Genomic DNA, 25793 nt, shown 5'->3' with positions numbered 1-25793 from the left:
TAGTGATTACTCTCACTGTTTACCGCCGAACGCGACGCCCGGTGACGGCGCTCGGCGGTAAGAGACGAGAGTAATCACTATGAGTCCCCCGGTTACAGTTCGGGGACGTCCGACGGCATATCGAAGTCGTGGTAGTACTCGCCCTTCTCCTTCGAGAGGATGTCGAGGACCGCGGCCGCGCCGTCGCCGGCCGCGATGGCCGCCTGCCACTTCTCGGCGCGGCCCATCGCGCCCGTCGCGTAGACGCCTTCGACGGAGGTCTCCATGTCGAGGTTCACGTCGACGACGTCCTCGTCTGTGAAGTCGCAGCCGAGGTCCTCCGCGAGATCGCGGTTGCCGCCCGTCGCGAGGACGACGTAGTCGGCCACGTACTCGTCGTCGTCGGTGGAGACGACGAACTCCTCATCTGCCTGCTCGACGCCCGTGACCTCGGCATCCTGAAGGGACGCGCCCCGGTCTTCGGCCTGTCCGCGGGCGACGACGAGGAACTCGTCGCCGCTGATGCTCCGGATGCCGGGATAGTTGAACAGGTGTGCTTTGTGCATCCACGACTCGTCGGTGTCGAACACGACGGTGTCGAGGTCGTTCTTCGCGGCGAACAGCGCCGCGCTCAGTCCGGCGGGTCCGCCGCCGACGATTGCTACGTCTACCATACCTCCCCATTTTCCCGCCGGAAGGAAGTATCTTACCATCCGGTAAACAGATCATCACCCGCGTAGCAGCACTGCCGCCAGCGCCGCGCCGCCGACGAGGAAGGCCCCGCTGACGAGGCCGCCGAGCGCGAGCGGGCCGAGTCCGTCGCCGTCGGGTGAGGCCACGTCGCTCTCGTCGATCTCCGCGGGCGTGCTCGTCGGCGTCTGCGACGACTGTTCCTGCACGACGAGGCTCCCCACGTCGACCGGGTCGTCCCTCTCTGTACCGGCGTACAGCGAGACGTCGTAGCTCGCGGGATCGAGCATCGCGTCCAGCGACGTCTCCGAGCGCACGTCGACGGTGTCGCCGCCGGAGACGCTTACCGTCTCGCCGCCGCGCCCCGCCAGCGACGTGTCGACGTAGAGGACCGCCTCGCCGTCGCCGTCCTCGTCGCGGACGACGGCGTCGAGTTCGTAGTTGACCTTGGTCTCGTTGCCGACGACAATCACGGCCGCGTTCGCGTCGCCGGTGAACGAGACCGGGATCGCCGCGACGCCGCCGCGGTTCACGAGGAAGATGTTCTCGCCGAAGGCGACGGGCGAATCGGCCCCGTCGGTCCGGGTCGGCGTCGCCGTCTGCTCGGGGATCGGCGTCGGCGTCGCGTCGGGGGTGCTGTCGGCGCAGTCGCCCTCGCAGGCGACGATCTCGCCGTCGACGCTCGTCTCGGCCGAGCCGTCCTCGAAGCGCGCGGTGAGGGCGATCGTGCCGCCCGCGCCGATGTCCGAGAAGTTGAACGCGACCGCCCAGGTGCCGTCGTCGGTCACGACCGCTGACTCGGATTTGAGGAACGCGGGCGAGGTGTCGCCGGTCGAGCGGACCCGCACGAGGATCTCCGTGCCGGTCGGCGCGTCCGCCGTCCCGCGGATCACCTGCGAGGGCCCGCTGGCGACCGTCACTCGGTCGCCCTCGTACTCGATCGCGACGCTGGGATCGGCGGCGGCTGGGGTCGCGAAGACGGCGGGCGCGAGAACGCTCGTCAGCACGACCGCGGCCAGGAGCACGCGGGCGAATCGGCTACGCATCCCGCACCTCTCTGTGCCGCCGTCGTCGCTTCGGGCTATCCGTCGCGTCGGACCGCAATTCCGTGGAGGGCATACGGGTCGACAGACGACGCCGCGGGGTTAAGAACGACCGATTGCTTCGACAGCCGTTTACGCTACTGCCCGGTCCGGGAGATTCAAGCGCCGCCGGCCGGAACCGTCGGCGACGTGACGGACGGACGCGACGACGAGGGGTTCCGAATCAGCCGGCGGCGGGCGCTCGCGGTCGGCGGCGCGGCGGCGCTCAGCCTCGCGAGCGCCCGCCGGCTCCCTCGCTTCGACGCCGCCGGCGACCCTTCGGACGACGGGGGCGGACGTGGCGGAAGCGATGTCGACGACGAGCCGATCGCACGCATCCACGACGCGGGCGTCGCGGGCGCGGGCGTCGACGTCGCCGTCCTCGATCCGACGGGCTTCGATCCGACGCACGACGTGCTCGCGGACGCGGTCGCCGACATCCGGCAGTTCGGCCCCGACCGGGCCGTCGTCGACCGGACGACCCACGGCACCGCGGCCGCCGCCGCCGTGGCGCGGCTCGCGCCCGACGCCGCCCTCTCGCTCGCGTCCTTCCGCGAGCAGTCGGCCTTCGTCGACGCGGTCGAGTGGTGTCGCGAGCGCGGGACGGACGTGATTCTGGCGCCGGTCGCGGCCCACGGCGCGGTCGCGAGGCCGGGCACGGACGTCTACCGCGCGGTCCGGCGCGCGATCGGGGCGGGCTCTACCGTCGTCGCGCCCACCGGGAACGCGGCGCTCGGCCACTGGCGCGGCCCGCTCGCGGCGGTCGCCGCCGACGGCGACGCCGACCCGACGCGACTGGGGGTTCGCCCGCTCTCCGCCGACGGCGCCGGCGCGGGCTCCGTCCGCGGCCGGTTCGTCGCCTGGCTCGTCGCGGACGCTGAGGTCCGGACCGACCTCACGCTCGCGCTGCTGCGCGCCGTCGACGACGGGGAGCGGTGGAACCTCGTCGCGGTCTCCCAGCCCGCCGCGTCGCGGGCGGGACAGCGCCTTGTCGCCGACCTCGACGACGGCACGTACGCGCTCGTCGTGCGGCCGGCCGCGGCGGCCCGGTCCACGGGCGGCGCCCGAACGGGGCGGATCGAGGTCACGACGCCGACGCACGCGCTCTCGCCCGCGCGGCCGCTCGGGAGCATCGCCGTCCCCGCGAGCGTCCCGGGGGTCGTCGGCGTCGGCGTCACGGACGGGGATTCGCCGGCCGCCGTCGCCGATTCGCCCACGGCGACGACCGCCGACGCCGTGGCCCCGTACAGCGGCCGCGGACCGACCCGAGAGGGGGGGACCGGCGTCGACGTCGTCGCGCCGCCGCGTCCCTGGATCGCGGACGGCAGCCCCGGGACGTCGGCCGCGGCCGCCCGCACGGCCGGGGTGGTCGCCCTGCTCCGCGGCGCGGCGCCGTCGCTCTCGCCCGCGGACGTCGTGACGGCGCTCCGCGCGTCCGCCGGCGACGTCGGCCGCCCCGGCACCGACCTCGCCTCGGGATGGGGTCGGCTCGACGCCGTCGCCGCGGTCCAGCGCGCCCGTTCGCGGTAGCCTCGACGACTCTCGAAGCCGCTCTCGGAGCGTTCAAACGCGCGTTTGAGCTACGCGGACCTTGATGTGCCCGGTGGCGCTATGGTCGCGTATGTCATCCCCGATCGCCAGGCTGGGGGACCGCACGCGGGCGCCGGACGCGTCCCCGGCGGTCGTCGACGTCGCGGACGACGACGCGGGCGAACTGGTCGACGCGCTGGGCTCGGAGACCGCCCGCGAGCTGTACAGCGCGCTGCACCGGGAGCCCGCGCCGCCCTCGGAGCTGGCCCGCGACCTCGACACGTCGGTCCAGAACGTCCACTACCACCTCTCGAAGCTCCAGTCGGCCGGCGTCGTCGAGTCGGTCGGGACGCGCCTCTCCGAGAAGGGCAACGAGATGACCGTCTACGGGCCCGCGGCCGACCCGATCGTCTTGGTCGGCGACGCCTCGTCGGCCGAGCAGGGGGCGCTCCGGCGCTCGCTCGCGGACTGGGCGACGGGCGTCGCGGTCCTCGCGCTGACGAGCCTCGCGGTCCAGGTCGGCGCCGAGCGCTTCCTCGGCGGCCCGGCGGCGTCGCTCTTCGAGCCGGCGAGCCTCGGCGCGGCGCCGTCGCATCCGCTCGTCCGCGGCGTGCTCCTCCTGGCCGAGCCCGGACTCCTCTTCTTCCTCGGCGGGCTGGCGGTGTTCGTCGCCGCGGCGCTCCTCGACTGGCGGCCGTGAGGTCCCGAGGTTCGCGAACGGCGATCGGCGAGGGGAGCCACCCGATACCCAGACGCTGAGAACCGATCCGTCCGCTTATGCCCCCGAAGGTCGAACTCCGCTCGACCAAGATGCGACGACGGACCTTCCTCAGGGGCGCGGCCGGCGGGATCGGCGTTGGCGGCGCGGTCGGCACCGCCGGCTGTCTGGGCCTCGGCGACGACAACCCCGACGTGGCGCTCCCCGAGCCCGATCGCGAGTACACGAGCGAGGACCTCCCGTACCCCGCGTGGGGCCAGCGCGTCCCCGACGTGACGCTCCCGGCGCCGATCGAGGGGACCGAGGTGTCGACCCGCGAGGTCGAGACGCCGTCGCTTCTCACCTTCTTCTACAGCCACTGCAACACGGTCTGTCCTGTTCTGATACAGACGATGCGGAGCGTCCAGACCCACGCGATCGAGGAGGGCTACGCCGACGCGGTGACGTTCCTCCCGACGACGTTCGACCCCCAGCGCGACGACGCCGAGCGCCTCCGGGCCTACGGCGAGCAGATGAACGTCGCGATGGACGCGGGCAACTGGCACTTCCTCCGTCCCGAATCCGAATCGCGGGCCGAGTCCGTCGTCGCGGAGGAGTTCGGCGTGACCTTCCAGCGGACCCATCCCGAGGATATGGAGATGTATATGTTCAGGCACTCGGCCCTGACGTTCCTCGTCAACGCCGACGGCTACGTCGAGCGGGCCTACCGGACGAAACAGCCGAGGGCCGAAGCGATCATCGAAGACCTCGCGACCGTCCGGGACCGATGAACCGCCGCCGAGTCGTGACCGCGCTCGCGGGCCTCGGACTGACGGGCGCCAGCGCGCTCGCGGTCACCGATCGACTCCCCGGACTCGACGGGTCGGACTCGGCGCTTCCGCTCCGCGTCGAGACGATGGACGCCCGCGGCTCGACGGCGGGGCAGGTCCGGATCCCCGCGCCCGGGGCGCCCACCGTCGTCGACCTGTTCGCGACTTGGTGTGCGCCCTGCAAGGAGCAGATGGACGCGCTCTCGACTGTCCACGAAGAGTACGGCGACCAGGTCGCGTTCGTCTCGGTGACGAACGAGCGGATCGGCGGCACGCTCTCCCGCGCGGACGTCCGGGAGTGGTGGCGGACCCACGACGGCGCCTGGACGGTCGGCCTCGACCCCGAATCGGACCTGATGAGCGCCCTCGGCGCCTCGGGCCTTCCCTACTTGGCCGTCGCCGACGCCTCGGGCGAGATCCGCTGGACCCACGCCGGCGTGGCGTCGACGGCGACGCTCCGGCGTGAGGTCGAGCGCGCGCTCGAATCCGGTTCGGCGTCCGGGACGCCTCGGTCCTAACCGTGCTCTCCCCCGCCTTCTTCGGAACCGCGGCGTTCGCCGTCGGCGCCGGCGTCGCGACGTTCTTCGCGCCGTGTGCGTTCCCGCTGCTACCGGGCTACGTCGGCTACTACCTCCAGCGGACGGAGAGCGCCTCGGGGCTCGTCTCGGGCGTCGTCGCCGCGGCCGGCGCGGTAGTCTCGCTGGGCGTCGTCGCGGGGCTCGCGCTCGCGCTCGGCCAGCGGCTCACCTCGCTCCTGCCGGTCGTCGAGCCGGCGATCGGCCTCGCGCTCGTCGCCTTCGGCCTGCTAGTCCTCTCGGGGTGGACGGCGCCGACGCCGTCCCTCCCGGCGCGGCCCGAGTCGCTCGTCGGCTTCGGCGCCTTCGGCGCGGTCTACGCCGTCGCGGCCGCGGGCTGTGTCGTTCCGCTGTTCCTCGGCGTCGTCGCTCAGGCGTCGGCGCTGCCGCCGGGACAGGGCGCGCTCGTCCTCGCGGGGTACGCGGTCGCGGTGGCGGCGCCGCTCGTCGGAGTGACGCTGCTGGCGGACGCCGGAGTGACTGCCTGGCGCGACGCAGGCCGCTATGCGGGGCGGATGAAACAGGCCGCCGGCGCCCTGCTCGTCGTCGCCGGTCTCGGACAGCTCTACCTCTCAGTCGTCGTGCTGGACGTTCTCGGGCCCTGAAATCACTCTCGGGCGAGGGCCGCGAGCGCCTCCGAGCCGCCGGCCGTGAGCGGCGTCCCGTGGCCCATACACGCCACCTCGAAGGGCGGCGCTCGGGCGGCCAGGTCGTCGATGCTCTCTCGGACCCGCTCGGTGTCGTAGCTCATCGCCCAGCCGGAGGGCTCCAGCGCGCCGTCGGCGCCCGCGACGAGGTCGCCGAGCAGCGCCGCGTCGAGGTCCGCGCTCACGTACGCCACGTGGCCCGGTGTGTGGCCGGGCGTGTGGTACGCCGTGAACGAGCCGATTGTGTCGCCGTCGTCGATCGGCTCGACGTCGAGGTTCGGGGCCGAGGTGAAGACGCCGACGAGCCGCTGGAAGGCGCCCTTGTGGTTCGAGATCGGCGGCGAGCGCGCGCCGGTCAGGATCTCGGCGTCGTCGGGGCCGGCGTAGACGGTCGCGTCCAGCTCCGGGGCGAGCGCGCCGAGCGTCCCGATGTGGTCGAGGTCGTAGTGGGTGAGGAGCACCCGCCCGACGTCGCCGGGCTCCATCCCGAGTTCGCCGAGTTCCGCGCGGAGCCGCGACTCGTCCAGGGGCGTCCCCGCGTCCACGAGCGTCGGCACGTCGTCGAAGACGAGGTAGGCGTTGACGCCCCGCAGCGAGAAGTGCCACACGCCCTCGGTCAGTTCCGTCGCCATACCCGCCGTTCGAGCGCGGGGGATATCAAGGCCGGTCTTGCGCTCCTCAGAAGACGAACGGGCCGCGCTGCTGGATCGGCTCTCCGTGCGGTCGGCCGGCGACGGCGACGACCCTGAGGCGCGAGTCGGTCGCGACCGCGACGTCGCGAGCCTCCGTGACGGGGAGGACGTCGCCCTCGCCGAAGGGCTCGCCCGCGACGGTGCCGTCGCCCTCGACGCCGTACAGGAACCCGGACCAGCCCTCCGGAACCGACCAGGTCCAGGCGTCGTCGACGACGGCGTCGAGGTACTCCATCTCGGTGCGGAGGTCGATCGGCGAGCCGTCGCCGACGACGATGGTGACCGTCGCGCCCTCGGCCTCGCGGGTCGGGAGCTCGTCCGCGCTCGCGTCGGTGTAGTCGGCGTCGATCTCCTTGTCCTCCCGCGGGAGATTCACCCACAGCTGGAGGCCGTTGCAGGCGGCGCCGTCGGCTGGGAACTCCGAGTGGCGGATGCCGCCGCCGGTCGTGATCCGCATCGCGTCGCCCTCGTAGGCCGTGTGGGAGACGCCGAGCGAGTCCTCGTGGGCCATCCCCCCGTCGAGGAGATAGGAGACGATCTCGAACCCCTTGTGGGGGTGCATCGGAAAGCCCTGGTCGGGATCGATGTAGAAGCGCTCGAAGAGCACGAACGGATCCAGGTGGGCGGCGTAGTGGCTCGTCGGGAACGCGCGGTTGGAGGTGACGCCTGTCCCGTGTTGGACCGTTTCACCAGGGACCGGGCTGCCGTCTGCGCTCCCGCTTTCGGGATCGCTCTCGTCGGTCGACATACGTGATTCGAGGAGCCTGACGGGGATAAGGGGCGGGAACGCGGCAGTGTGGGCACTATCGGCGGCGGGACTCCTCGCGGTGATCCGAGCGTGGGAGTCATACTGATGCTCTCACTGTTTCCCGCCGAGCGCCATCCCCGTTGACGGGGCTAAGAGACGAGCGTACTCGGTTCAGTCCTCGACGATGTCGACGACCTCGTAGCTGACGTTCTGCTCGCGGAGCTTGTCGGTGTGGCTCGACAGCACGTCGGTGGCGGCCACGAGCAGCACGTCCAAGCCCCTGGCGGCGGCTTCCCCGACCGCGACCGCGCTCCCAAAACGGATGTCGGGATCGAGGTCGGCGGCGTCGGCGACGGCGACCGCTACGGTCTCGGCGACCGCCACGAGGTCGTGCTCGTCGGCCAGCGCTCGGACCCGGTCTGTCGGGACGGCGGCGCTGCCGCCGTTCTGGACCTGCGGCACCGCGACCACGGTGACGGTCCCGAGGTCGTAGTCGACGACGCCCTGGACGTTCGTGATCCCGACGTCCCGGCCGGGGTCGGCGTCGGTGACCGCGACCGCCGTCGCAGAGCCCGTGTCGCCGGCCATCGCCCGGAGGACGCCGTCCCGCATCGTCAGCGAGACCGTCTCGCCCTCGCGGATTTCCGTCGTCGCGATCGCGGTCTCGATCTCGACCTGGCCGATCACGTCCTCGGAGACGTGCTCGATGAAGCGGCGCAGTTCGTCGGTCTGGGAGATCAGCCAGTCGACGCCCTCCTTCGTCACCTCGTAGCGGCCCCGGCCGTGTTTGTTGACGTAGCTCTGCTCGACGAGGTCCTGCAGGTAGTCGCTGACGGCCTGGGCCGTGATGCCGATGGCGTCGGCGATCTCCTGCTGATTGACCGCGGGCTGGCGCTCGGCGATCTGGACGAGGATCTGGTACCTGGTCGCGTTCCGCTTGCTCCGCAGAACGCCGAACTCCTCCGCGTCGTCCGCGTTCTCGGCCATCGTTCGTCCTCACGGCCGGGAACTAAAGTACCTTTGCCCTAATTCCGGTCCGATTGCGCGAGCGTCCCGATTCGCGCCGTTTTGAACAATCTAGATTTTCCTAAAACAACCAAAATTGTTTTACGGTCCACGGAAGTTGTTTCCGTCGATGGCTCAGGTATCGCTCCCGCACGACGCGAAGGCCGGCCCGACGAAGCCCGAGGTCAGGGCCGTGCTCCTCGCCAAACTCGACCTCGACCCCGCCGACCACTTCGCGGAGGTCGGCTCCTGTACCGGCGCCGTGACCGCCGAAGCGGCCCGCCGGGCCGGCCGCGTGACCGCCTTGGAACGCAAGCCGGACCGGCTCGAAACGACCCGCAAGAACCTCGCGGCGAACGGTATCGACGTCGCCGACGCCGACGTGACGCTCCGCGCGACCGAGGCGCCCGAGGGGCTCCCCGACGACGCGGACACCCTCTTCCTCGGCGGCAGTCGGAACTACGAGGCGGTGCTGGACCGCGCCGTCGAGACCGGCGTCGACCGGATCGTGATGAACGTCTCGCGGCTCGAAGTGGCCGGTGCGGCCACGGAGGCGTTCCGCGAGCGCGGCCTCCTGGAGGAGGTCGTCCAGTTCCAGGTGAGTCACGGCTACGAGCTCGCCGGCGCGACGAGCTTCGATTCGGAGAATCCAGTGTATATGCTCGTCGGGGGAGTCGACGCGGCACCCGACGCCGCGGCGGACGGAGGCCGCCGATGACGCTCTACGGCGTCGGGCTTGGCCCCGGCGACGCCGACCTGGTGACGGTGCGCGGCAAGCGCGTGCTGAACGATGCGGACGTCGTCTACTCGCCCGGCCGGCTCTCCAGGAGCGTCGCGACCGAGCACGTCCCCGAGGAGCGAATCGGCGACCTCGACTTCCCGATGACGCGGGACGAGGACGAACTCCGGCGCGCCTGGAAGGCGGCCGCCGCGGAGATCGCGCCGCGCGCCCGCGACGGCGACGCCGCGTTCGTCACGCTCGGCGACCCGAACGTCTACTCCACGTTCGGCCACCTGCGCCGGACGCTCGCGGCGTTCCACCCCGAGGTCGATCTCGAAGTCGTCCCCGGCGTCAGCGCCGTGACCGCCTTCGCGACCGCGCTCGGCGTGGAAGTCGCCGCCGGCGAGCGCCTCGCGCTCCGGGAAGCCGCTCGAGGCGCGGCGCCCGTCGGTCCGGACCGGCTGATCCTCTTCAAGGTCACCGACGCGCCCGCGACCCACGAGGGTCTCACCGAGGCCGGCTACGACGTCGTCTACGGCCGGCGGCTGTTTATGGAGCAGGGCGAGACGGTCGTGACCGACGACCCGAGCGAGATCGACGACCGCGACTACTACACGCTGGCCTACGCCGAAAAGCGGGGCGCGGGAGCGACGCCCGCCACCGCCGCGTTCGACACTGAGGACGCGTCCAAAGCGGCCGAGTCCGACGCGGAGCCGACCGCCAAGACCGACGGCGGATCGGCCGCGAGCGGGCTCGGCGAGACGGAGCGCGCCGAGGGCGAAGCCGGCGGCGACGACCCGCGTGCGGGAGACGGGGTGCGCCGATGACCGACACCGGCGCGGCCGACCCACAGACCGCCATCGACGCTGAGACCGCGGCGGGCGCGCGGGAGCGCGATCCCCGCATCGAGGCGCGGAACGCCGGCGACGTCGGCGAGGGCATCCCCTTCATCGGCGCCGGACCGGGCGATCCCGGCCTCCTGACCGTCACCGGCCGGGAGCTCGTCGAGGACGCGGACCTCGTCGTCCACGCGGGCTCGCTCGTCAACAGTGACCTCCTGGAGGAGTACTGCGCCGACGCGGAGACGGTGTCGAGCATCGGCAAGGACTTGGAGGAGTTGGTCCCGCTGATGCGCGACGCCTACGAGGCGGGGAGGGACGTCGTGCGCCTCCACAGCGGCGACCCCGCGATCTACGGCGCGGCCGTCGAGCAGATGGATGCACTGGAACACGAGGGCGTCCCGACCTACATCGTCCCGGGCGTGACCTCGTCGTTCGCGGCCGCGGCCACCCTCCGCACCCAACTGACGCTGAACGGCGTCGCCAACCACGTCGCCTTCACGCGGCCGCAGGGCAAGACGCTCGTCCCCGAGGACGACCACATCGCCGAGTTCGTCGAGATGGGCGACGTGACGACCTGCGTCTACCTCGGGACCCACGCCGTCGCGGAGACGATGGACCGCCTCCTCGACGCCGGCCGCGATCCCGACACGCCCGTGACGGTCGTCTACCACGCGTCCTGGCCGGACGAGGACGTCATCGAGGGCACGATCGGGACGATCGGCGAGCGCGTCGAGGCGGCGGGCTACCGCGCCTCCGCGCTCGTCGTGATCGGCGACGCGGCGCGCAAGGAGGGCTACGAGCGCTCCTACCTCTACGGCGACTGGGCGAACCGCGGCGCAGGCGAGAGCGGGGAGAATGACACGGCCAACGGCGAGGCCGACGACTGAGGCAGATGAAAGTATGAGCACGGACGCGAACACGGACGGCACGGACGAGGCGAACAGCGCGACAGACACCGAGGGCTCGGGCGGCCACTGCTCGACGCCCGACTCCGACGGCGAGGTCGCAGAAGAGATCGCGATCGTCAGTTTCGAGCGGAAGCTCGACACCGCCCGCGAGATCGTCGACGGCATCGGCGACGCGTACGAGACCGTCGACGTAATCGAGTACCACGGCGACGTCTTCGCCGAGCACTGGGGCGCGTACGACTGCTTCGTCGGGCTGATGGCCTCGGGGATCGCGATGCGGAAGACCGCGCCCCTGCTGGACGACAAGTGGGACGACCCCGCGATCGTCGTCGTCGACGAGGAACTCACCTGGGCGATCCCGATCACCGGCGGCCACCACGGCGCCAATCAGGTCGCCCACGACCTCTCGCAGCTGGGGGCCGTGCCCGCGATGACGACCGCGAGCGAGGCCGCGGGCAAGCAGGGCGTCGAGAGCAAGGCGAAGGCGCTGGACGCCCACGTGGTCAACGGCGACTCCACGGTCGCGACGAACCTCGCGGTCCTGAATGAGAACCTCGGCCCCGTGGTCCGTCTCGACGGCCCGCGCGCCGTCCTGGTCGACGACGACGTGACCGTCCTCAAGCGCAACGGCGAGGCGGGCGTCGTCCTCGGGACCGGGACCGTCGCGGGCGTCGAGAAGGCCCAGGTGCTCGACGCCTGGGAGTCGGCGCTCGGCGACCTGGACCTCGACTTCGACGACGTCGACTTCGTCGCGACCGGAACCCGAAAAGAAGGGGAAGACGGGCTCTACGCGGCCGCCCAGGAGATCGGCGCGGGCGTAGTCCTCTTCGAGAAGGAGACGCTCGAAGGCTTCGAGGGCCCGTCGCCGTCGCGCTCGAAGGAGCTCATCGGCTGGCCTGGCATCGCCGAGGCGTCGGCCATCGCCGGGGGACGCGAGCACGAACTCGCGCGGGAGAAAGAGCGATTCGACGACGCCGTGACCGTGGCGGTGGGGCGGTAGAATGGCGGGCGCTCCCGGCACTTCTGCCGACGCCTCCCCCGACGACGACCGCGGCACGCTCTACGTCGTCGGCATCGGCCCCGGCCTCCCGCACGCGATGACCCAGCGCGCGACGGACGTGATCGCGACGGCGGACTGCGTGATCGCCTCGAACCTCTACCAGGAGTTCCTCCGGCGCGACGGGACCTTACCCCCCGAGGCCGCCGAAGTCGAGGCGGCCGCCGACGGCGGATCGGCCGCGAGCGACGCGGCCTCCTCGGCGGGCGATCAGAGGCCCGGTGAGGAGACGGGCACGATCCTCGAACGCCCGGACGGACGCCGGCAGACGCTCGTCCGCTCGACGATGGGGCGGCAGATCGAACTCGCACGGGAGGCCTTCGAGCGCGTCCGCGCGGGCCAGGACGTCGCCCACGTCTCCGGCGGCGATCCGAACGTCTACGGCAAGAGCGACCTCCTCTTTACGATGGCCGACGCCGAGGGCGCCGACGACGTCCCGATCGAGGTCGTCCCCGGCGTGACGGCGGCGCTCGGCGGCGCGGCGAACCTCGGCGCGCCGCTGTCGAACGACTTCTGTACGGTCTCGCTGTCGGACAAGTGGCGCGGCTGGGACGAGATCGAAGAGAAGCTCCGCGCGGCGGCGATCAGCGGCTTCGTGATCGTCCTCTACAACTGCTGGCGCGACTACGAGCGCGCGATCGAAGTGGTGAGCGAGGAGCGCGCCGACGACGTCCCGGTCGGCATCTTCAACGACGCCGGCCGCGGCGACGCCGGGCGCAACCTCGACGACGAGACGCACACGATCACTACGCTCGGCGAAGCCACGGACCACGACGACGAGGTCGGCGGGATGGGGACGTCCATCCTGATCGGCAACCACGAGACCGCGGTCTGGGAGAATCGAGAGCGAAAGTACCTCGTCACCCCGCGCGGCGGGCGTGACGTCGACGACTTCTGACACCAATGAGCACTGACGACACCACCGACACCGATTCGACCGAAGCGGCATCGAACGCGACATCGAAATCGAAATGCGGCGCCTCGGCCCCGGACGCGGAGACCGACGGCGGCGTCGCGAGCGCGGGCGACTCCTCGGGGTGCGGCGCCTCGTCGTCTCCGTCCTCGGCGACGGCCGATTCCGACTCGTCCGACTCCGCCTGCGGCGCCTCGAAGCGCGAGCAAACCGAGGAGAAGGTCGAGGCGAGCGTCGACGACTTCGACGCCGACCCGGGCCGCCTCGTCGCCGTCGGCCTCGGCCCGGGCGAGCCCGAGGGGATGACCCAGCGCGCCCGCGGCGCCCTCCTCGACGCCGAGCACGTCGTGGGCTATACGACCTACATCGAGCTCCTGCCCGAAGAGGTCAGAGAGTCGGCCGACGAACTCTACGACACGCCGATGTGCGGCGAGGTCTCCCGAACCGAGGAGGCGATCGACCGCGCGCTCGCCGGCAACGACGTCGCCATCGTCGGCAGCGGCGACCCCAACGTCTACGCGCTGGCGGGGCTCGCGCTCGAAATCCTGGAATCCAAGGGCGCCACCGCCGATCTGGTCGATTTCGAGGTCGTCCCCGGCGTCCCGGCGGCGCAGTCCTGCGGCGCCCGGTTGGGCGCGCCGCTCGTGAACGACACGGTGAGCATTTCCCTCTCGGATCACCTGACGTCGATGCCGACGATCGAGTCCCGCCTGCACGCGGCCGCCAAGGAGGGCTTCACCATCGCGATCTACAACCCCTGGAGCCGCAAGCGCCGGGAGAACTTCCGGAAGTGCTGTGAGATCTTACTTGAGCACCGCGATCCCGACACCCCCGTCGGCGTCGTCCACGGCGCCGGCCGGGACGACGAGGAAGTCGAGATCGTCGACCTCGGCGAGCTCGAAGAGCTGGGCGAGACCGACCTGATCGATATGACGACCACGATCCTCGTCGGCAACGAGGAGACCTACGTCTGGGACGACCGGATGGTGACGCCGCGGGGCTACGAGTCCAAGTATGACTACTGAGTACCGCATCAGACTCGACCGCGAGGCCTGCGACGGCGTCTTCGCGTGTCTCGTCCGCGACGACCGCTTCGTCGAGGCCGACGACGGGCTGGCGGCGATCGAAGCGGGAGACGGAGCCGCCGCGGATCCGACCGACAGCGACGAACTCGTCGTCGACGCCGACGACGACCGCCTGAGGGACGCTGAAGCGGCCGCCCGTGCGTGTCCGCTCGACGCCATCGAGGTGACGCGGACGGCCGCCGAGACAGAAGGGGCGACGGCGCAGGCCCAAGGGGGCGAACGATGAGCGACGCCGCGACGCCGATGCCTGAGCCCGCCGCGGACCTGCTCGCCGCGACCCCCGAGACGGCGTACTTCTGGGGCCGGGTCGTCGGCGACGGCGACCTCTCGCGGGACTGCGTGACAGTCCGGGCCGCGGACCCGACCGCGGCCGACGCACTCGCCACCGTGGCGGGGACCGCGCGGACCGATCGCGATCACCAGGTCGCAGAGCGCGAGTCCGCCCACGACGCCTCGATCGTCCGGTTCGAAGACGAGTACGAACTCAAGGTGTTCGGCGCGCCGGCCGAGCGCGCCGCCGCGGCGCTCGGGCTCCCGATCGACGACCAACCCGGCGGCTACCGGCTCGACGCCTTCGCGGACCACCGGCCGCAGCTGACCCGGGGGATCCTCGAAGCCTGCGGGACCGTCTGCTTCCGGGAGTCGTCGGCGTCGGTCGGCGTCTCGTTCGTCCACGACGACGCGGCGTGCCTGGAGACGGTCCGGTCGCAGCTCGATGCCGCCGAGCCGCACGCCCCCACCGAGGACCTCTCGGAGACCTCCTCGGGCGGGTACTGGTTCGGCCTGGCCGACGAGGCCGACGTCGAGGAGGTCGCCCGCTGGCTCTACGCCGGAAGCGACGCCTCGGGGCTGTACTCGGACTCGCGGCGGGGGAAGCTCCGGCGGAGCGTCGAGCGCGCGGCCGGCCGCGAGGTGGGGTCGCTCGCGGAATGACGACGAACGCCTCGGCCGCGTCGGCGAGGCTCGACGACGAGGCCGTCCTCCTGGCCGGTCACGGCTCCCGCCGCGAGAAGTCTAACGACCAGGTGCGGGAGCTCGCCGCCGGCCTGGAGGACCGGCTCGGCGTCCCCGTCGACGCGGGCTTTCTCGAACTGGCGAAGCCGTCGCTATCGGACGCGATCGACGGGCTGGCCGCCAGCGTCTCCCGGATCTCGGTCGTCCACCTCTCGCTGTTCGCCGCGAGCCACGTGAAGAACGACGTGCCGCTGGCGGTCGAGCGCGCCCGCGCCGCCCACCCGTCGCTCACGATCCACAACGGCGCGCACCTTGGGATCCACCCCGCGCTCGTCGACCTCCTCGACGACCGCGCGGCCGACGTGGAGGCGACGCTCGGGCTCGACCGTGAGACCGACGACGTCGCGGTCGTGGTCTGCGCCCGCGGCTCCAGCGACCCCGACGCGAACGCCGACGCGCACAAGCTCGCGCGGCTGCTCTACGAGGGCCGGGCGTTCGACCGCGTCGAGACCGCGTTCGTCGGGGTCACGGAGCCGGAGCTGACGGACGCGCTCCACACGCTCGCGAAGGACCGCCCCGACGGCGTCGTCGTGCTCCCGTATATGCTCGGCGACGGCGTGCTCACGGGTCGCGTCCGCGAGTGGACCGCCGACTTCGACGGGGAGTACCCGTACGTCGACGCCGCCGCGGGCGACCCGCTGGGGACCGACCCCCGACTCTTGGACGTGCTCGGCGACCGCTGGCAGGAGGCGCGCACGGAGTCGGTGGAGATGTCGTGTGACACCTGCAAGTACAAGGTCGAACTCGACGGCTACGAGGCGGACGTCGGCGGCGCGCGGGCGACGCTGCGCGCGCTGACCCACCAGGCCTCCCACGCCGACCGCGACGACGTCGACGACGACCCGCACGTCCACGACGCGCCGGCCCACCACGTCGCGGTCTGCACGAACCAGACCTGCGCCGCCGACGGCGCGCCGGAGGTCCTCGAACGCCTCCGGCAGGCCGCCCGCGATTCCGACGCCTGCGACGCGCGGATCACGCGCTCGTCGTGCCTGGGTCGCTGCGGCGACGGCCCGATGGTCGCCGTCTACCCCGACGGCGTCTGGTACGGCGGCGTCGACGCCGCGGACGCCGAACGCATCGTCTCGTCCCACCTCGATCGGGACCGCATCGTCTCGGACCTCGTCGATCAGACACTCTAAGCAATGAGCTGCCACGAAATCGAAGCGCTACGACTCGGACTGATGAACGTGCTCGGCACCGCCGACCGCAGCGTGCGCGAGCACGCCGAACAGGAACTGGACGGTCACCTGGAGGGCCCGATCGAGGCCCTGGCGAACGCGGAGACGCTCTCGGAGCTCCAGCGACACCTCGACGCCGCGCTCGTCGACCTGGAAGCGGAGATCGCCGAGAGCGACGCGGACGATCCCGAATACGACTACCTCCGCGGCCGACTCGTCGCCGTCCGCGACGCCGAACGCGCGCTCTCGCGCCTGACCGACCAGGGCGAGAGCGTCCTCGACGGACTGGGCGACGCCCACGACGTGCTCCACGAGACGTTCCCGGTCGAGGAGTAAGAGGAGAAGCGGACGGCCGCGCTTTTCATAGCGATTACTCTCGTCTCTTACCGCCGAGCGCCGCCATCGGAGGTGACGTTCGGCGGGAAACAGTGAGAGCAATCACTCTCGTCCGCCCCGGCGAGTCCCAACCGCGTCGCGTCGGGACCGAACTCCGAGGCGAGGAGGTCGGTCACGTCCGCCGGCCGGACGTCGGAGTAAAAGCGCCCCCGCGGGTGGATCGCAACCGCCGTCCCCTCGGCGCTGCAGAGCCCGAGACAGCTGGTCCGGGCGACCTGGACGCGGGACCAGAAGACGTCGCGGTCGCGGAACCACTCGGCGACCGCCTCGTAGACTGCCGGCCCGTGGGCCTCCGCACAGGCCGCGTACTCGCTTTCTCGTTTGTGCGTGCAGACCAGCACGTGGTCGGACACGCCGCGCTCGCGGACCTCGGCGGTGCGATCGCGCATCAGTCAGCCAGAGAGTCGACGCCGACGGTTCCGGAACCGCTCTCGGCGCCCGTTCGCCGGAGCCGCGCGTGCGTCCCCGCGAGCAGGAGCCACAGCAGCGCCTGCCCGAGGACGATCAGCCCCGTGAAGCCCGCGGCCAGCTCGGGCGGCAGCGCGCTCTCGGCGGCCGCGGAGGACGCCCCCGGCGCCAGCACCGCGGGCACCGCGAGGAGCCCGAACGGAAGCAGCGCGCCGGCGACCGCGACGGACCGGCTCCGCTCGGCCCGGAAGCGGTCGTAGGCGACGCCCGAGAGCAGGCAGACGGCCGCGCCCAGTACCATCATCCCGGCGTAGAGCAGCGTCCGCGTGTCGGCGGGGAGCGCCTCGACGACGCCCGGCGGTCGGGGCGGCAGCACCAGCCACGGCGCGCCCGAGACGGTGACGAAGCCCGCAGCCGAGAGGAGGTAGCTCTGCGTCGCGCCCCGGCCCGGGAGGATCGGTTCGAGGAAGTAGAACCCGGCGCCGAAGACGACGCCGCCGAGGAGGATCCCCCAGAGGACGCCCGAGACGACGCTCACGGCGTTCGTCACCGTCGCGGAGACGACGCTCGGATCCTGGCTCGCGTGGGCGTGGCCGTCGAGCGCGTGGTGCCCGCCGTGGCCGAGTCCCTCGGCGACGCCGACGAGGGGATTGGCGACGAGCGCGAGCAGGAGTCCGAAGGCGACGCCCGCGACCGCCCCGGCGAGCACGCCGCGTCTCAGATACTCGGTGAGCGTCTCCATTCTCCGGCCTCAGTGGCAGGTGATGCCCGCGGCGTGGCGGAAGTTGTGCATCGAGTCGTGGAGCATCGGCTCCTGCACGAAGAGGAGCGCGAACCCCAGCGCTGCGGCGAGCGCGAGTCCGAGGGCCACCTTCGTGGGGGAGAGTTCGACCTGCGCCTGTTCGATCCGACCGTGTACGGTGTCGTTGGCTGTCGCCATTCTAAACCACAGTTTCAAAAAATCAAGTGAGATTGTAAAACTTCCGGACCGGCGAAACTCAGCTTTCGTCGGCCGCGCCCGCGGCGGCGTCGACCCGCTCGGCCGACAGCGCCGACAGCGGGACGCGCTCGCCGCCCGTCTCCGTCGCGACGAGGTCGGTCAGCCCACGCCTGCCTCTCTCGCCCTCGCCGGCGTCGACGACGAGGACGCGGGGGTCGCGCTCGGCCAGTCGGCGGGCCGCCGCGCGCGTCTCCTTCACGGGGCTCCCGTCGGCGACGTTGGCGCGGCCGTCGGTGACGACGACGACCACGCCGGCCGCGGGATCGGCCCGGTCGAGCACGTCGCTCGCGGATCGGAGCCCCGCCGGCAGCGGCGTTCGGTCGCCGGTCGGCAGGTCCTTCAGGTGCCGCGCCGCCAGCGTGACGCTGTCGGTCGGCGGGAGAAGCACCTCCGCGTCGTCGCCGGCGAAGGCGACGAAGGCGACCTCGTCGCGCTCCTGGTAGGCGTCCTGCAGGAGCTCCAGCACGGTCCCCTTCGCGGCTCGCATCGCCGGACGCATCGACGCGCTCGCGTCCACGACGAAGACCACGAGCGTCGAGGCGTCGGTCTGCCGGACCGACTGCCGGAGGTCCCTGGACTCGACGCTCGTGGCGCCGCGCGCACCGGCCGCGCGGACCGAGGCCGCGGCGTCGACGTCGTCGTTCGACTCCGCTCGGCGCGTCCGAACGCGCGGGCCCTCCGTCGCGTCTGCGGAGCGGGACCGGGCGCGACCGCCGCCCCGACTCCCCTCGACCTCCCCAAGGACGTCCGGCGCTGTCAGCTCCGGCGCGTCCGCGCTCCCGACCTCGGCGCGCGGCGCTCGCGACGCGCCGGGGAGGAGGGGAGTTCGCTCCTCGGCGTCGCTCTCCCGGTCTCGGTCGCCCGCATCCTCGGACGCCTCGTTTTCCGCCACGTCGTCCGGGGCGGAATCTGCCGTCCGACCCTCCGCAGACGGCGGTGGATCCCGTCCGGAATCCGGCTCCGGGCGGTCCGGTTCTCCGTCTCCCGACGATTCGCTCTTTCCGGATGTGGTTCCGCCACCCTTTCCGGATTCGCTGTCTCCCGCGTCGTCATCCGGATTAGCGTCCTCGCGGCGCTCAGTCTCGTCGCTCCGCTCTTCGGCCGCAGACGAGGACTGGGACTCGGATTCGCCCTCGTCGTGCGCCCCGTCGGCCCCGTCGTCGCCGGCCGAGCCGTCCGACTCGTCGCCGTTCCCCTCGTTCTCGCCGTCCGGCGAGTCGCCGAACTGCTCGTCGAGCAGGTCCTCCGGATCGGGCGCGTCCTCGAAGGGTCGCGACCGGAGCCGGTGCGGCAGCGCGAGTTCGGCGGCCCGGCGGACGTCCGGTTCGATGACTCTCATTCTCCCGTCCAGCGCCGCGATGGTCCGCGCGGCGCGCGCCGTGGCGATGTCGCCGCGGTGGCCGTCGAGTCCGGCGTCCCGGCACAGCTCTGCGATCTCCCGCGCGAACTCGGTCGGCAGCGTCACGTCGTCGAGGCGGTCGCTCGCCCTCCGGAGGCGGTCCCGTAGCTCTCCGACCGTGGTGCCGCTTTCCTCTTCGACGTCGGTACCGCTCGTGTCTTCCCCGAGCGCGCGCTCGACGATGGCGACCCGGTCGTCGAGGTCCTCACAGCCCGTGACCGTCGCGCAGAGCCCGAACCGGTCGCGGAGTTGCGGCCGGAGGTCGCCCTCCTCGGGGTTCATCGTCCCGACGAGCGTGAAGTCGGCGGGGTGGCGCACGCTCACGCCGTCGCGCTCGACGCGGTTGCTGCCGCTGGCGGCCGCGTCGAGGACGACGTCGACGAGGTGGTCGTCGAGGAGGTTCACCTCGTCGACGTAGAGGAACCCCCGATTGGCGCGGGCGAGCAGACCGGGGTCGAACTCGTGGTCGCCGCCGAGCGCGTCCGCGACCGAGAGCGTGCCGACCACGCGATCCCGCGTCGCCCCGAGCGGAAGCGTCACCAGCGGAACAGAGCGCGTCGCCGTCGGCGGATCCGTGCGTTCGCGGCAGTCGGCGCACTGGCGGCTCGGATCGTCGGGGGGACACCCGTAGGGACAGTCCGCGACCGCGCGCTGTTCCGGCAGGAGGTCTCTCAGAGCCCGGACCGCCGTGGACTTGGCCGTGCCCTTCTCCCCCCGGATCAGGAGGCCGTCGAGGTCGCCGTTCGCCGCGACCGCGAGCAGCGCCTGCTTGAGGTCCTCCTGGCCGACGATCTCGGGAAACGAGAGCCCCTCCCTCCCCCCGTGCGAAGGATTTTTGCCGCCAGCTAAATCAACCATACTTGAGTTAGAGAAATAGAGGTTTAACAACGTTATGCCACCAGCCGAACCCACAATCGGACTGTATCTCGCGACCGAGAACGAACTCGGCGCCGTCCAGCGGGCCGCCGAACGGACGGACGTCGAGTGGATCGTCCGCTCGGAGAGCGACCTCGACGACGGGACCGACGTCGACGCCTTTCTCGACGAGATCGAAGACGCGACGGCCGCGATCTTCTGGCTGCACGGCGCCGAAGAGAGTATGCCGGGCTACGACCGCGCCGTCTCGCGGCTCGACGACGCGGGCGTCCCGCTCGTCGTGAAGTCGACGGGCGACGCCTACGCCGTCGAGGACACGTCGGTCCCCGCGTCGGACCGCGAGCGCGTCTACGAGTACCTGGAGCGCGGCGGCACCAGCAATATGGCCAACTGCGCGCGGTTCCTCGTCGACCGGTACGGCGCGGCGGACCGCGACCACGACGACCCGGTGACGCTCCCGACCGAGGGCGTCTACCACTCCGATCACCCCGGCGCGTCCTACGAGGACCTCCGCGCGACCCACGACCCCGACGCGCCGACCGTGGCGGTCTGGTTCTACGAGTCCCACTGGACCCACGAGAACACCCGCTACGTCGACGCACAAGTCAGGGCCATCGAGGCCCAGGGCGCCGACGCGCTCCCGATCTTCTGCAACCCCGCGACCGACACCGACGAGCAGTGGGACGCTGAACGGGTGACCGAGGAGTGGCTCCTCGACGACCGCGGGGAGCCGGTCGTCGACGCCGTCCTCTCGTCGTTCATGTTCTCGCTGTCGATGGACGAGCGCGGCCGCGACGCCGACGACGAGGGGAGTGCCGAAGACGTCTTCCTGGACCGCCTCGGCGTGCCGGTGCTCCAGACCGTGACGACGATGCGCTCGCGCTCCCGCTACGAATCCAGCGATACCGGCGTGATGGGCTTCGAGCTGGCGCTTTCTGTCGCGCTTCCGGAGTTCGACGGCAACGTCATCACCCACCCGATCAGCGGCAAGGAGCGCACCGACGACGCGGCCGGGATCGGCACCGCGCCCAAGCAGCACTTCCCGATCGACGACCGCGTGGACCACGCCGCGCGCCTCGCGGTCAACTGGGCGCGCCTGCGACACGTCCCGAACGACGAGAAGAACGTCGCCGTCGTCCTGCACAACTACCCGCCGAGCGACGACGGGATCGGGACGGCGTTCGGCCTCGACAGCCCCGAGAGCGCGGTCAATCTCCTGGAGGAACTCGACGCGCGGGGGTACGACCTCGGCGGCGGTGAGACGGAGGTATCGCTCCCCGACACCGGCCAGGCGCTCATCGAGCGGCTCACCGAACAGCTCACCCTCGACGACCGCTGGGTCGCGCCCGAGGACGTCCGCGACCTGAGCGTCGACGTCGTCTCTCCAGAGCAGTATGCCGAGTGGTTCGAATCGACGGACGAGCGCTTCCGGGAACACGTCGTCGACGAGTGGGGCGACCCCCCCGACAGGCCGTTCGCGATCCCCGGCACGGAGTTCGGGAACGTCCTCGTGACGGTTCAGCCCCCGCGCGGCTTCGGGATCGATCCCTCGAAGGTCTACCACGATTCGGACCTCCAGCCGCCGCACGACTACGTCGCCTTCTACAAGTGGCTCCGGAACGCCTACGAGGCGGACGCCGTCGTCCACCTCGGCACCCACGGCAGCCTGGAGTGGCTTCCGGGCAAGACCGTCGGCCTGAATGGCGAGAGCGCGCCGGATCAGCTGATCGGAGACCTCCCGAACGTCTACCCCTACATCGTCAACAACCCCGGCGAGGGGACGCAGGCCAAGCGCCGCTCCTACGCGGCGATCGTCGACTACCTCACGCCGGTGATGCGAAACGCCGGTACCTACGACGAGCTCGCGGAACTGGAGGAGCTGGCCGATCAGTACCGCGAGGCCGGGATGGAGGACGCCCGCGCCGACGACGGCGAGCACCTCGAAGCGCTGCTCCGCGAGGCGGTGAACGACCTCGACCTCGCGGTCGAACTCGGGATCGCCGGCGAGATCGACGAGAAAGCGGACGTCCGCGGTCCCGACGAGGCCGGCGCGACGCTCACCGAGGGCGAAACCGCCGGCGACGCGGTCGACGTCGACGAGCTCGTCGAGCGGGTCCACGCGTACCTCACCGACGTCAAGACGACCCAGATCCGGATGGGCCTGCACACGATGGGCGAGCCGCCCGCGGGCGACCGCCTGACCGAGTACTTGGTCGCGCTCACCCGCCTGGAGAACCCCGGCGGCCCGAGCCTGCGGGAGGCCGTCGCGGGCGTCCTCGGCGTCGATTATCAGCGAATGCTGGACGAGCCGGAAGCCTACGACGACGACCTGGGAATGACGCTGTCGGCGGCGGCGGACGCGGTCTACGAGACGAGCCTGGACCTCGTCGAGGCGCTCGCCGAACACGGCTTCGACCTCCCCGAATCGGAGGCCGAGGCGGGCCCGGACGACGAGGTGAATATGAACCTCCTCGTGGTCGACGTCGACCCGCTGGGCGACGCCCGCGCGGCGTCGGGCGCCCACGACGACCTCCGGGCGGCGCTCGCGTTCATCTGCGAGGAGGTCGCCCCGCGCGTCGCCGAGGCCGAGGCCGAGATCCCGCGGACGGCGGAGGCGCTGGCGGGCGAGTACGTCCCGCCCGGCGGGAGCGGCGCGCCCACCCGCGGCGGCGTCGACCTGCTCCCGACGGCTCGGAACTTCTACACGCTCGACCCGCGGAAGGTCCCGGCCAAGAGCGCCTGGCGGGTCGGCCGCGAGGTCGCCGAAGGGACCGCCGAGCGCCACGCCGACGAGCACGGCGAGTACCCCGAGGAGGTCGGCGTCGTCGCCTGGGGCACGCCCACGGTCCGGACGCGCGGCGAGACGATCGCGCAGGTGCTCGCGCTGATGGGCGTCGAGCCCGTCTGGACCGACGCCGGCCGGATCGACGACGTCGAGCCGATCCCGCTCGACGATCTCGGCCGCCCGCGGATCGACGTCACGACCCGCGTTTCGGGGCTGTTCCGCGACGCGTTCCCGCAGGCCGCGGGCGTCATCCACGACGCCGTCGACGCGGTGGTCGACCTCGACGAGCCGCACGAGAAGAATTACGTGAAGAAGCACGTCGAAGAGGAGACCGAGGAACTCGACGCGGCGGGCGTCGAGGACCCCGAGTCCGCGGCGAAACACCGCGTGTTCACGACCCGCCCCGGCGGGTACGGCGCGGGCACGAACAAGGCGGTCGACGAGGGCAACTGGGACGATCGCTCTGATTTAGCAGAGGTGTACGTCCAGTGGGGCGGCTACGCCCTCGGCAAGCGCGGCTCGGTCTCGGAGGCGCACGACGCCTTCGAGCGGCGGCTCGGCGGCGTCGAGGCCACGGTGAAGATCGAAGACACCGCCGAGCAGGACGAGTTCGACTCCTCGGACTGGTACGCGTTCCACGGGGGCTTCATCACCGCCGTCTCCGAGGTCTCCGGCTCGGAACCCGCCTCCTACGTCGGCGACTCCAGCGACCCCGACAACGTCGATGTCTACACGAACGAGGAGAAGGTGCGCAAGGCGATGCGCGCCCGCGTGCTCAACCCCGACTGGCTCGACAGTATGGAAGAACACGACTACAAGGGCGCCGGCGACCTCTCCACGACGGTCGACGTCGTGCTCGGCTGGGACGCGACCACCGGCGTCGTGAGCGACGCGCTCTGGGCGGACGTCGCCGAGAAGTACGCCTTCGACGCGGAGAGACGAGCGTGGATGCGCGACGTCAACCCCTGGGCCCTGGAGAGCATCACCGACACGCTCTTGGAGGCGATCGACAGGGGTCTGTGGGGCGCCGACGAGGCGACGACCGACCGGCTCCGAGATATCAATCTCCGGGTCGACGGCGACCTCGAAGCCCGCGCGAGCGGCGCGGACGCCCCGGAGGTGCCGAGCGATGACGACTGACGGGGAGTTCGAGTCGTACGCCGACCTCGGCGCGACCACCGAGAACGCGATGGAGATCGCCGAGACGAGTATGGACCGCGTCCGGGAGCTCGTCCCGGACGAGACGCTCGCCGACCGGATCAGACAGAAGAGCGTCCACGCCACCGGCGACCCCGAGTTCCAGCACCTCGTGCGCTTCACCGGCGAGACCGACTCCGAGCCCGTCGTCGCCGGCGCGCGAGCCGTCCTCGACGAATCCCCGATCGTGACCGACATCACGATGGTCAAGGCCGGAATCACGGGCCGCGGCCACGACTGCCCGGTGCGAAAGGCCATCGGCAACGGCGCCGACCTCGCCGAGCGGACCGGGATGACGCGGACGGCCGCCTCGGTGCTGGAACTGGATCGTCAGGGCGTCTACGACGGCGCTGTCGCGGTCGTCGGCAACGCCCCGACCGCCGCGCTCGCGCTCGCGGACTGCATCGAGGACGGGACGCGCCCGGCGGTCGTCGTCGCGACGCCGGTCGGGTTCGTCAAGGCCGCAGAGAGCCGCGAGCGCCTCCGCGAGACCGCGGCCGCCCACGGCGTCCCGGCGATCACGAACGTCGGGCGCCGCGGCGGGAGTGGGCTCGCCGCGGGGCTGACGAACGAACTCGTCCACGTCGCCAGCGACGCCCGCGGCGGGGAGATCGAACTCCCGTGAGCGACGACTACGACCTGGACAGCGGCCCCGATCCGGCGTCCCTGGCGGCCTCCGCGCCCGAAGTCGGTGTCGGCGCCGGAGCCGACGCGGACCGGGAGCCGGTCTTCGCGGTCGGGATCGGGCCCGGAAACCCCGAGTACCTGACGCCGCGCGGCGAGCGGGCGATCCGGGAAGTGGACGTCGTCGTGGGCTTCGAGACCGTCGTCGACTTCGTCGCGGAGGCGGTCGGCGCCGACACGGAGGTCCTGACCTGCGGCTACCGCGACGAGGCCGAGACGCTCGCGGCGTTCGCCGACCGTGTCGCCGACGGGGCGTCGGGCACCGCGGTCCTGATGGGCGATCCGAACCACTCCGGCTACCAGTTCGTCGGGAAGGTCCAGGCCGCCGTCGACGCGCCGGTCCGAGTGATCCCGGGCGTCTCGTCGCTCCAGATCGCCGCGAGCCGGGCTCGCACGCCGATGGAGGCGTCGACGTTCGTGACGCTCCACAAGAGCGGCTCGATCGACGCCGACCTCCGGCGCCTCCGCGCGGACGCGGGCGAGCGCCACCTGCTCGTGCTTCCCCGCCCCTTCGACTGGATGCCCGAGGACGTCGCCGGCGACCTCCTCGATGCCGGCGCGCCCCCGTCGCTCGACGCCCTGGTCTTCGAGCGGCTGACCCACGACGACGAGTCGGTGACGCGGACCACGCTGGCCGACCTCGCGGGCGCTGACGTCGGAGACGGCGATTCCCGCTTTTCGGACCTCTCGGTGCTCGTCGTCCGCGCGCCGTGACTCATAATGATTACGCTCACTGTTTACCGCCGAGCGTCGTCGACGGGGGTGGCGCTCGGCGGTGAGAGACGGGAGTAATCACTGTCACCGCAACTTATTTGCGGGATGCTCCCGACCACAAAAGCAACCCAATTTGGG

27 protein-coding genes are annotated in these 25793 nt (G+C 71.6%); 18 read left to right on the top strand and 9 right to left on the bottom strand.

Going from position 1 to position 25793, the window contains the following annotated elements:
• Nucleotides 1-92: 92 nt before the first annotated feature.
• Nucleotides 93-653 (bottom strand): NAD(P)/FAD-dependent oxidoreductase, encoded by a 561-nt coding sequence (locus tag OS889_RS11485; RefSeq protein WP_372389956.1) that lies wholly within the window; start codon nucleotides 651-653, stop codon nucleotides 93-95.
• Nucleotides 654-707: 54 nt separating this feature from the next.
• Nucleotides 708-1715 carry a BGTF surface domain-containing protein gene (locus tag OS889_RS11480; RefSeq protein ID WP_372389955.1) on the bottom strand — a complete coding sequence of 336 codons (1008 nt, stop codon included), beginning with the start codon at nucleotides 1713-1715 and terminating at the stop codon, nucleotides 708-710.
• 186 nt (nucleotides 1716-1901) lie between these two features.
• On the opposite strand from OS889_RS11480, the gene OS889_RS11475 reads away from it, so the two are divergent.
• From OS889_RS11475 to OS889_RS11455, 5 genes are all read left to right on the top strand, one after another.
• Complete coding sequence (locus tag OS889_RS11475) at nucleotides 1902-3281, top strand: S8 family serine peptidase (protein ID WP_372389953.1); 1380 nt, start codon at nucleotides 1902-1904, stop codon at nucleotides 3279-3281.
• Nucleotides 3282-3372: 91 nt separating this feature from the next.
• Nucleotides 3373-3981 carry an ArsR/SmtB family transcription factor gene (locus OS889_RS11470; RefSeq protein WP_372389951.1) on the top strand — a complete coding sequence of 203 codons (609 nt, stop codon included), beginning with the start codon at nucleotides 3373-3375 and terminating at the stop codon, nucleotides 3979-3981.
• A 110-nt stretch (nucleotides 3982-4091) separates the two neighbouring features.
• Entirely contained in the window at nucleotides 4092-4769 is a 678-nt protein-coding gene (locus OS889_RS11465) for an SCO family protein (RefSeq protein WP_372389949.1), read from the top strand.
• On the top strand, nucleotides 4766-5326 hold the full coding sequence (locus OS889_RS11460) for a TlpA family protein disulfide reductase (protein ID WP_372389947.1): 561 nt from the start codon (nucleotides 4766-4768) through the stop codon (nucleotides 5324-5326). Before OS889_RS11465 ends, OS889_RS11460 begins: the two co-directional genes overlap by 4 nt.
• A 2-nt stretch (nucleotides 5327-5328) precedes the next feature.
• Nucleotides 5329-5988, top strand: a complete 660-nt coding sequence (locus tag OS889_RS11455; protein ID WP_372389945.1) for a cytochrome c biogenesis protein CcdA — start codon at nucleotides 5329-5331, stop codon at nucleotides 5986-5988.
• A 2-nt stretch (nucleotides 5989-5990) separates the two neighbouring features.
• Here OS889_RS11455 and OS889_RS11450 read toward each other — a convergent pair whose 3' ends face one another.
• The 3 genes from OS889_RS11450 to OS889_RS11440 all read right to left on the bottom strand — a co-directional run bounded on the left by OS889_RS11450 (nucleotide 5991) and on the right by OS889_RS11440 (nucleotide 8457).
• Complete coding sequence (locus OS889_RS11450; RefSeq protein WP_372389944.1) at nucleotides 5991-6662, bottom strand: MBL fold metallo-hydrolase; 672 nt, start codon at nucleotides 6660-6662, stop codon at nucleotides 5991-5993.
• Nucleotides 6663-6708: 46 nt separating this feature from the next.
• Complete coding sequence (locus tag OS889_RS11445) at nucleotides 6709-7470, bottom strand: pirin family protein (RefSeq protein ID WP_372389942.1); 762 nt, start codon at nucleotides 7468-7470, stop codon at nucleotides 6709-6711.
• 171 nt (nucleotides 7471-7641) lie between these two features.
• A complete protein-coding gene (locus OS889_RS11440) occupies nucleotides 7642-8457 on the bottom strand; it encodes a DUF7839 domain-containing protein (protein WP_372389941.1) in 816 nt (271 codons plus the stop codon).
• A gap of 148 nt (nucleotides 8458-8605) precedes the next feature.
• On the opposite strand from OS889_RS11440, the gene cbiT reads away from it, so the two are divergent.
• Genes cbiT through OS889_RS11390 form a run of 10 tightly spaced genes read left to right on the top strand, consistent with a single transcriptional unit; the run spans nucleotide 8606 to nucleotide 16532 of the window.
• Nucleotides 8606-9193, top strand: coding sequence for a precorrin-6Y C5,15-methyltransferase (decarboxylating) subunit CbiT (cbiT, locus tag OS889_RS11435; protein ID WP_372389939.1), 588 nt, complete (start codon nucleotides 8606-8608; stop codon nucleotides 9191-9193).
• Complete coding sequence (locus tag OS889_RS11430) at nucleotides 9190-10023, top strand: cobalt-factor II C(20)-methyltransferase (protein WP_372389938.1); 834 nt, start codon at nucleotides 9190-9192, stop codon at nucleotides 10021-10023. Before cbiT ends, OS889_RS11430 begins: the two co-directional genes overlap by 4 nt.
• Nucleotides 10020-10925, top strand: coding sequence for a cobalt-precorrin-4/precorrin-4 C(11)-methyltransferase (locus tag OS889_RS11425; protein WP_372389937.1), 906 nt, complete (start codon nucleotides 10020-10022; stop codon nucleotides 10923-10925). The genes OS889_RS11430 and OS889_RS11425 overlap by 4 nt, the downstream gene beginning before the upstream one ends.
• Before the next feature lie 13 nt (nucleotides 10926-10938).
• Nucleotides 10939-11946, top strand: a complete 1008-nt coding sequence (cbiG, locus tag OS889_RS11420; protein WP_372389935.1) for a cobalt-precorrin 5A hydrolase — start codon at nucleotides 10939-10941, stop codon at nucleotides 11944-11946.
• A gap of 1 nt (nucleotide 11947) precedes the next feature.
• On the top strand, nucleotides 11948-12901 hold the full coding sequence (locus OS889_RS11415; protein WP_372389934.1) for a precorrin-3B C(17)-methyltransferase: 954 nt from the start codon (nucleotides 11948-11950) through the stop codon (nucleotides 12899-12901).
• A gap of 5 nt (nucleotides 12902-12906) precedes the next feature.
• Nucleotides 12907-13941 carry a precorrin-3B C(17)-methyltransferase gene (gene cobJ / locus OS889_RS11410; RefSeq protein WP_372389933.1) on the top strand — a complete coding sequence of 345 codons (1035 nt, stop codon included), beginning with the start codon at nucleotides 12907-12909 and terminating at the stop codon, nucleotides 13939-13941.
• Nucleotides 13931-14227 carry a ferredoxin gene (locus OS889_RS11405; protein WP_372389932.1) on the top strand — a complete coding sequence of 99 codons (297 nt, stop codon included), beginning with the start codon at nucleotides 13931-13933 and terminating at the stop codon, nucleotides 14225-14227. The genes cobJ and OS889_RS11405 overlap by 11 nt, the downstream gene beginning before the upstream one ends.
• A complete protein-coding gene (locus tag OS889_RS11400) occupies nucleotides 14224-14934 on the top strand; it encodes a cobalamin biosynthesis protein (protein ID WP_372389931.1) in 711 nt (236 codons plus the stop codon). The genes OS889_RS11405 and OS889_RS11400 overlap by 4 nt, the downstream gene beginning before the upstream one ends.
• Entirely contained in the window at nucleotides 14931-16157 is a 1227-nt protein-coding gene (locus tag OS889_RS11395; RefSeq protein ID WP_372389929.1) for a CbiX/SirB N-terminal domain-containing protein, read from the top strand. Before OS889_RS11400 ends, OS889_RS11395 begins: the two co-directional genes overlap by 4 nt.
• A 3-nt stretch (nucleotides 16158-16160) precedes the next feature.
• On the top strand, nucleotides 16161-16532 hold the full coding sequence (locus OS889_RS11390; RefSeq protein ID WP_372389928.1) for a DUF3209 family protein: 372 nt from the start codon (nucleotides 16161-16163) through the stop codon (nucleotides 16530-16532).
• 47 nt (nucleotides 16533-16579) lie between these two features.
• On the opposite strand, the gene OS889_RS11385 is transcribed toward OS889_RS11390, so the two are convergent.
• From OS889_RS11385 to OS889_RS11370, 4 genes are read right to left on the bottom strand one after another with little or no spacing between them, the layout of a single operon-like run.
• Entirely contained in the window at nucleotides 16580-16981 is a 402-nt protein-coding gene (locus OS889_RS11385) for a (2Fe-2S) ferredoxin domain-containing protein (RefSeq protein WP_372389927.1), read from the bottom strand.
• Nucleotides 16981-17742, bottom strand: a complete 762-nt coding sequence (locus OS889_RS11380; RefSeq protein ID WP_372389926.1) for a CbtA family protein — start codon at nucleotides 17740-17742, stop codon at nucleotides 16981-16983. Before OS889_RS11380 ends, OS889_RS11385 begins: the two co-directional genes overlap by 1 nt.
• Before the next feature lie 9 nt (nucleotides 17743-17751).
• Complete coding sequence (locus OS889_RS11375) at nucleotides 17752-17940, bottom strand: CbtB domain-containing protein (protein WP_372389925.1); 189 nt, start codon at nucleotides 17938-17940, stop codon at nucleotides 17752-17754.
• A gap of 58 nt (nucleotides 17941-17998) precedes the next feature.
• Nucleotides 17999-20257, bottom strand: coding sequence for a VWA domain-containing protein (locus OS889_RS11370; protein WP_372389924.1), 2259 nt, complete (start codon nucleotides 20255-20257; stop codon nucleotides 17999-18001).
• Nucleotides 20258-20291: 34 nt separating this feature from the next.
• On the opposite strand from OS889_RS11370, the gene cobN reads away from it, so the two are divergent.
• The 3 genes from cobN to OS889_RS11355 are packed head-to-tail and all read left to right on the top strand — an operon-like array spanning nucleotide 20292 to nucleotide 25655.
• Nucleotides 20292-24200 carry a cobaltochelatase subunit CobN gene (gene cobN, locus OS889_RS11365; RefSeq protein WP_372389923.1) on the top strand — a complete coding sequence of 1303 codons (3909 nt, stop codon included), beginning with the start codon at nucleotides 20292-20294 and terminating at the stop codon, nucleotides 24198-24200.
• Nucleotides 24190-24882 (top strand): precorrin-8X methylmutase, encoded by a 693-nt coding sequence (locus tag OS889_RS11360; RefSeq protein ID WP_372389922.1) that lies wholly within the window; start codon nucleotides 24190-24192, stop codon nucleotides 24880-24882. Before cobN ends, OS889_RS11360 begins: the two co-directional genes overlap by 11 nt.
• Nucleotides 24879-25655: a cobalt-precorrin-7 (C(5))-methyltransferase gene (locus OS889_RS11355; protein ID WP_372389920.1), complete on the top strand. Its 777-nt coding sequence runs from the start codon at nucleotides 24879-24881 to the stop codon at nucleotides 25653-25655. The genes OS889_RS11360 and OS889_RS11355 overlap by 4 nt, the downstream gene beginning before the upstream one ends.
• The last annotated feature ends 138 nt before the right edge of the window (nucleotides 25656-25793 follow it).

The sequence above is a fragment of the Halobellus sp. MBLA0158 genome (assembly GCF_041477585.1).
Taxonomy (GTDB): domain Archaea; phylum Halobacteriota; class Halobacteria; order Halobacteriales; family Haloferacaceae; genus Haloquadratum; species Haloquadratum rubicundus.
This window is presented reverse-complemented; position numbering and strand designations above follow the sequence as displayed.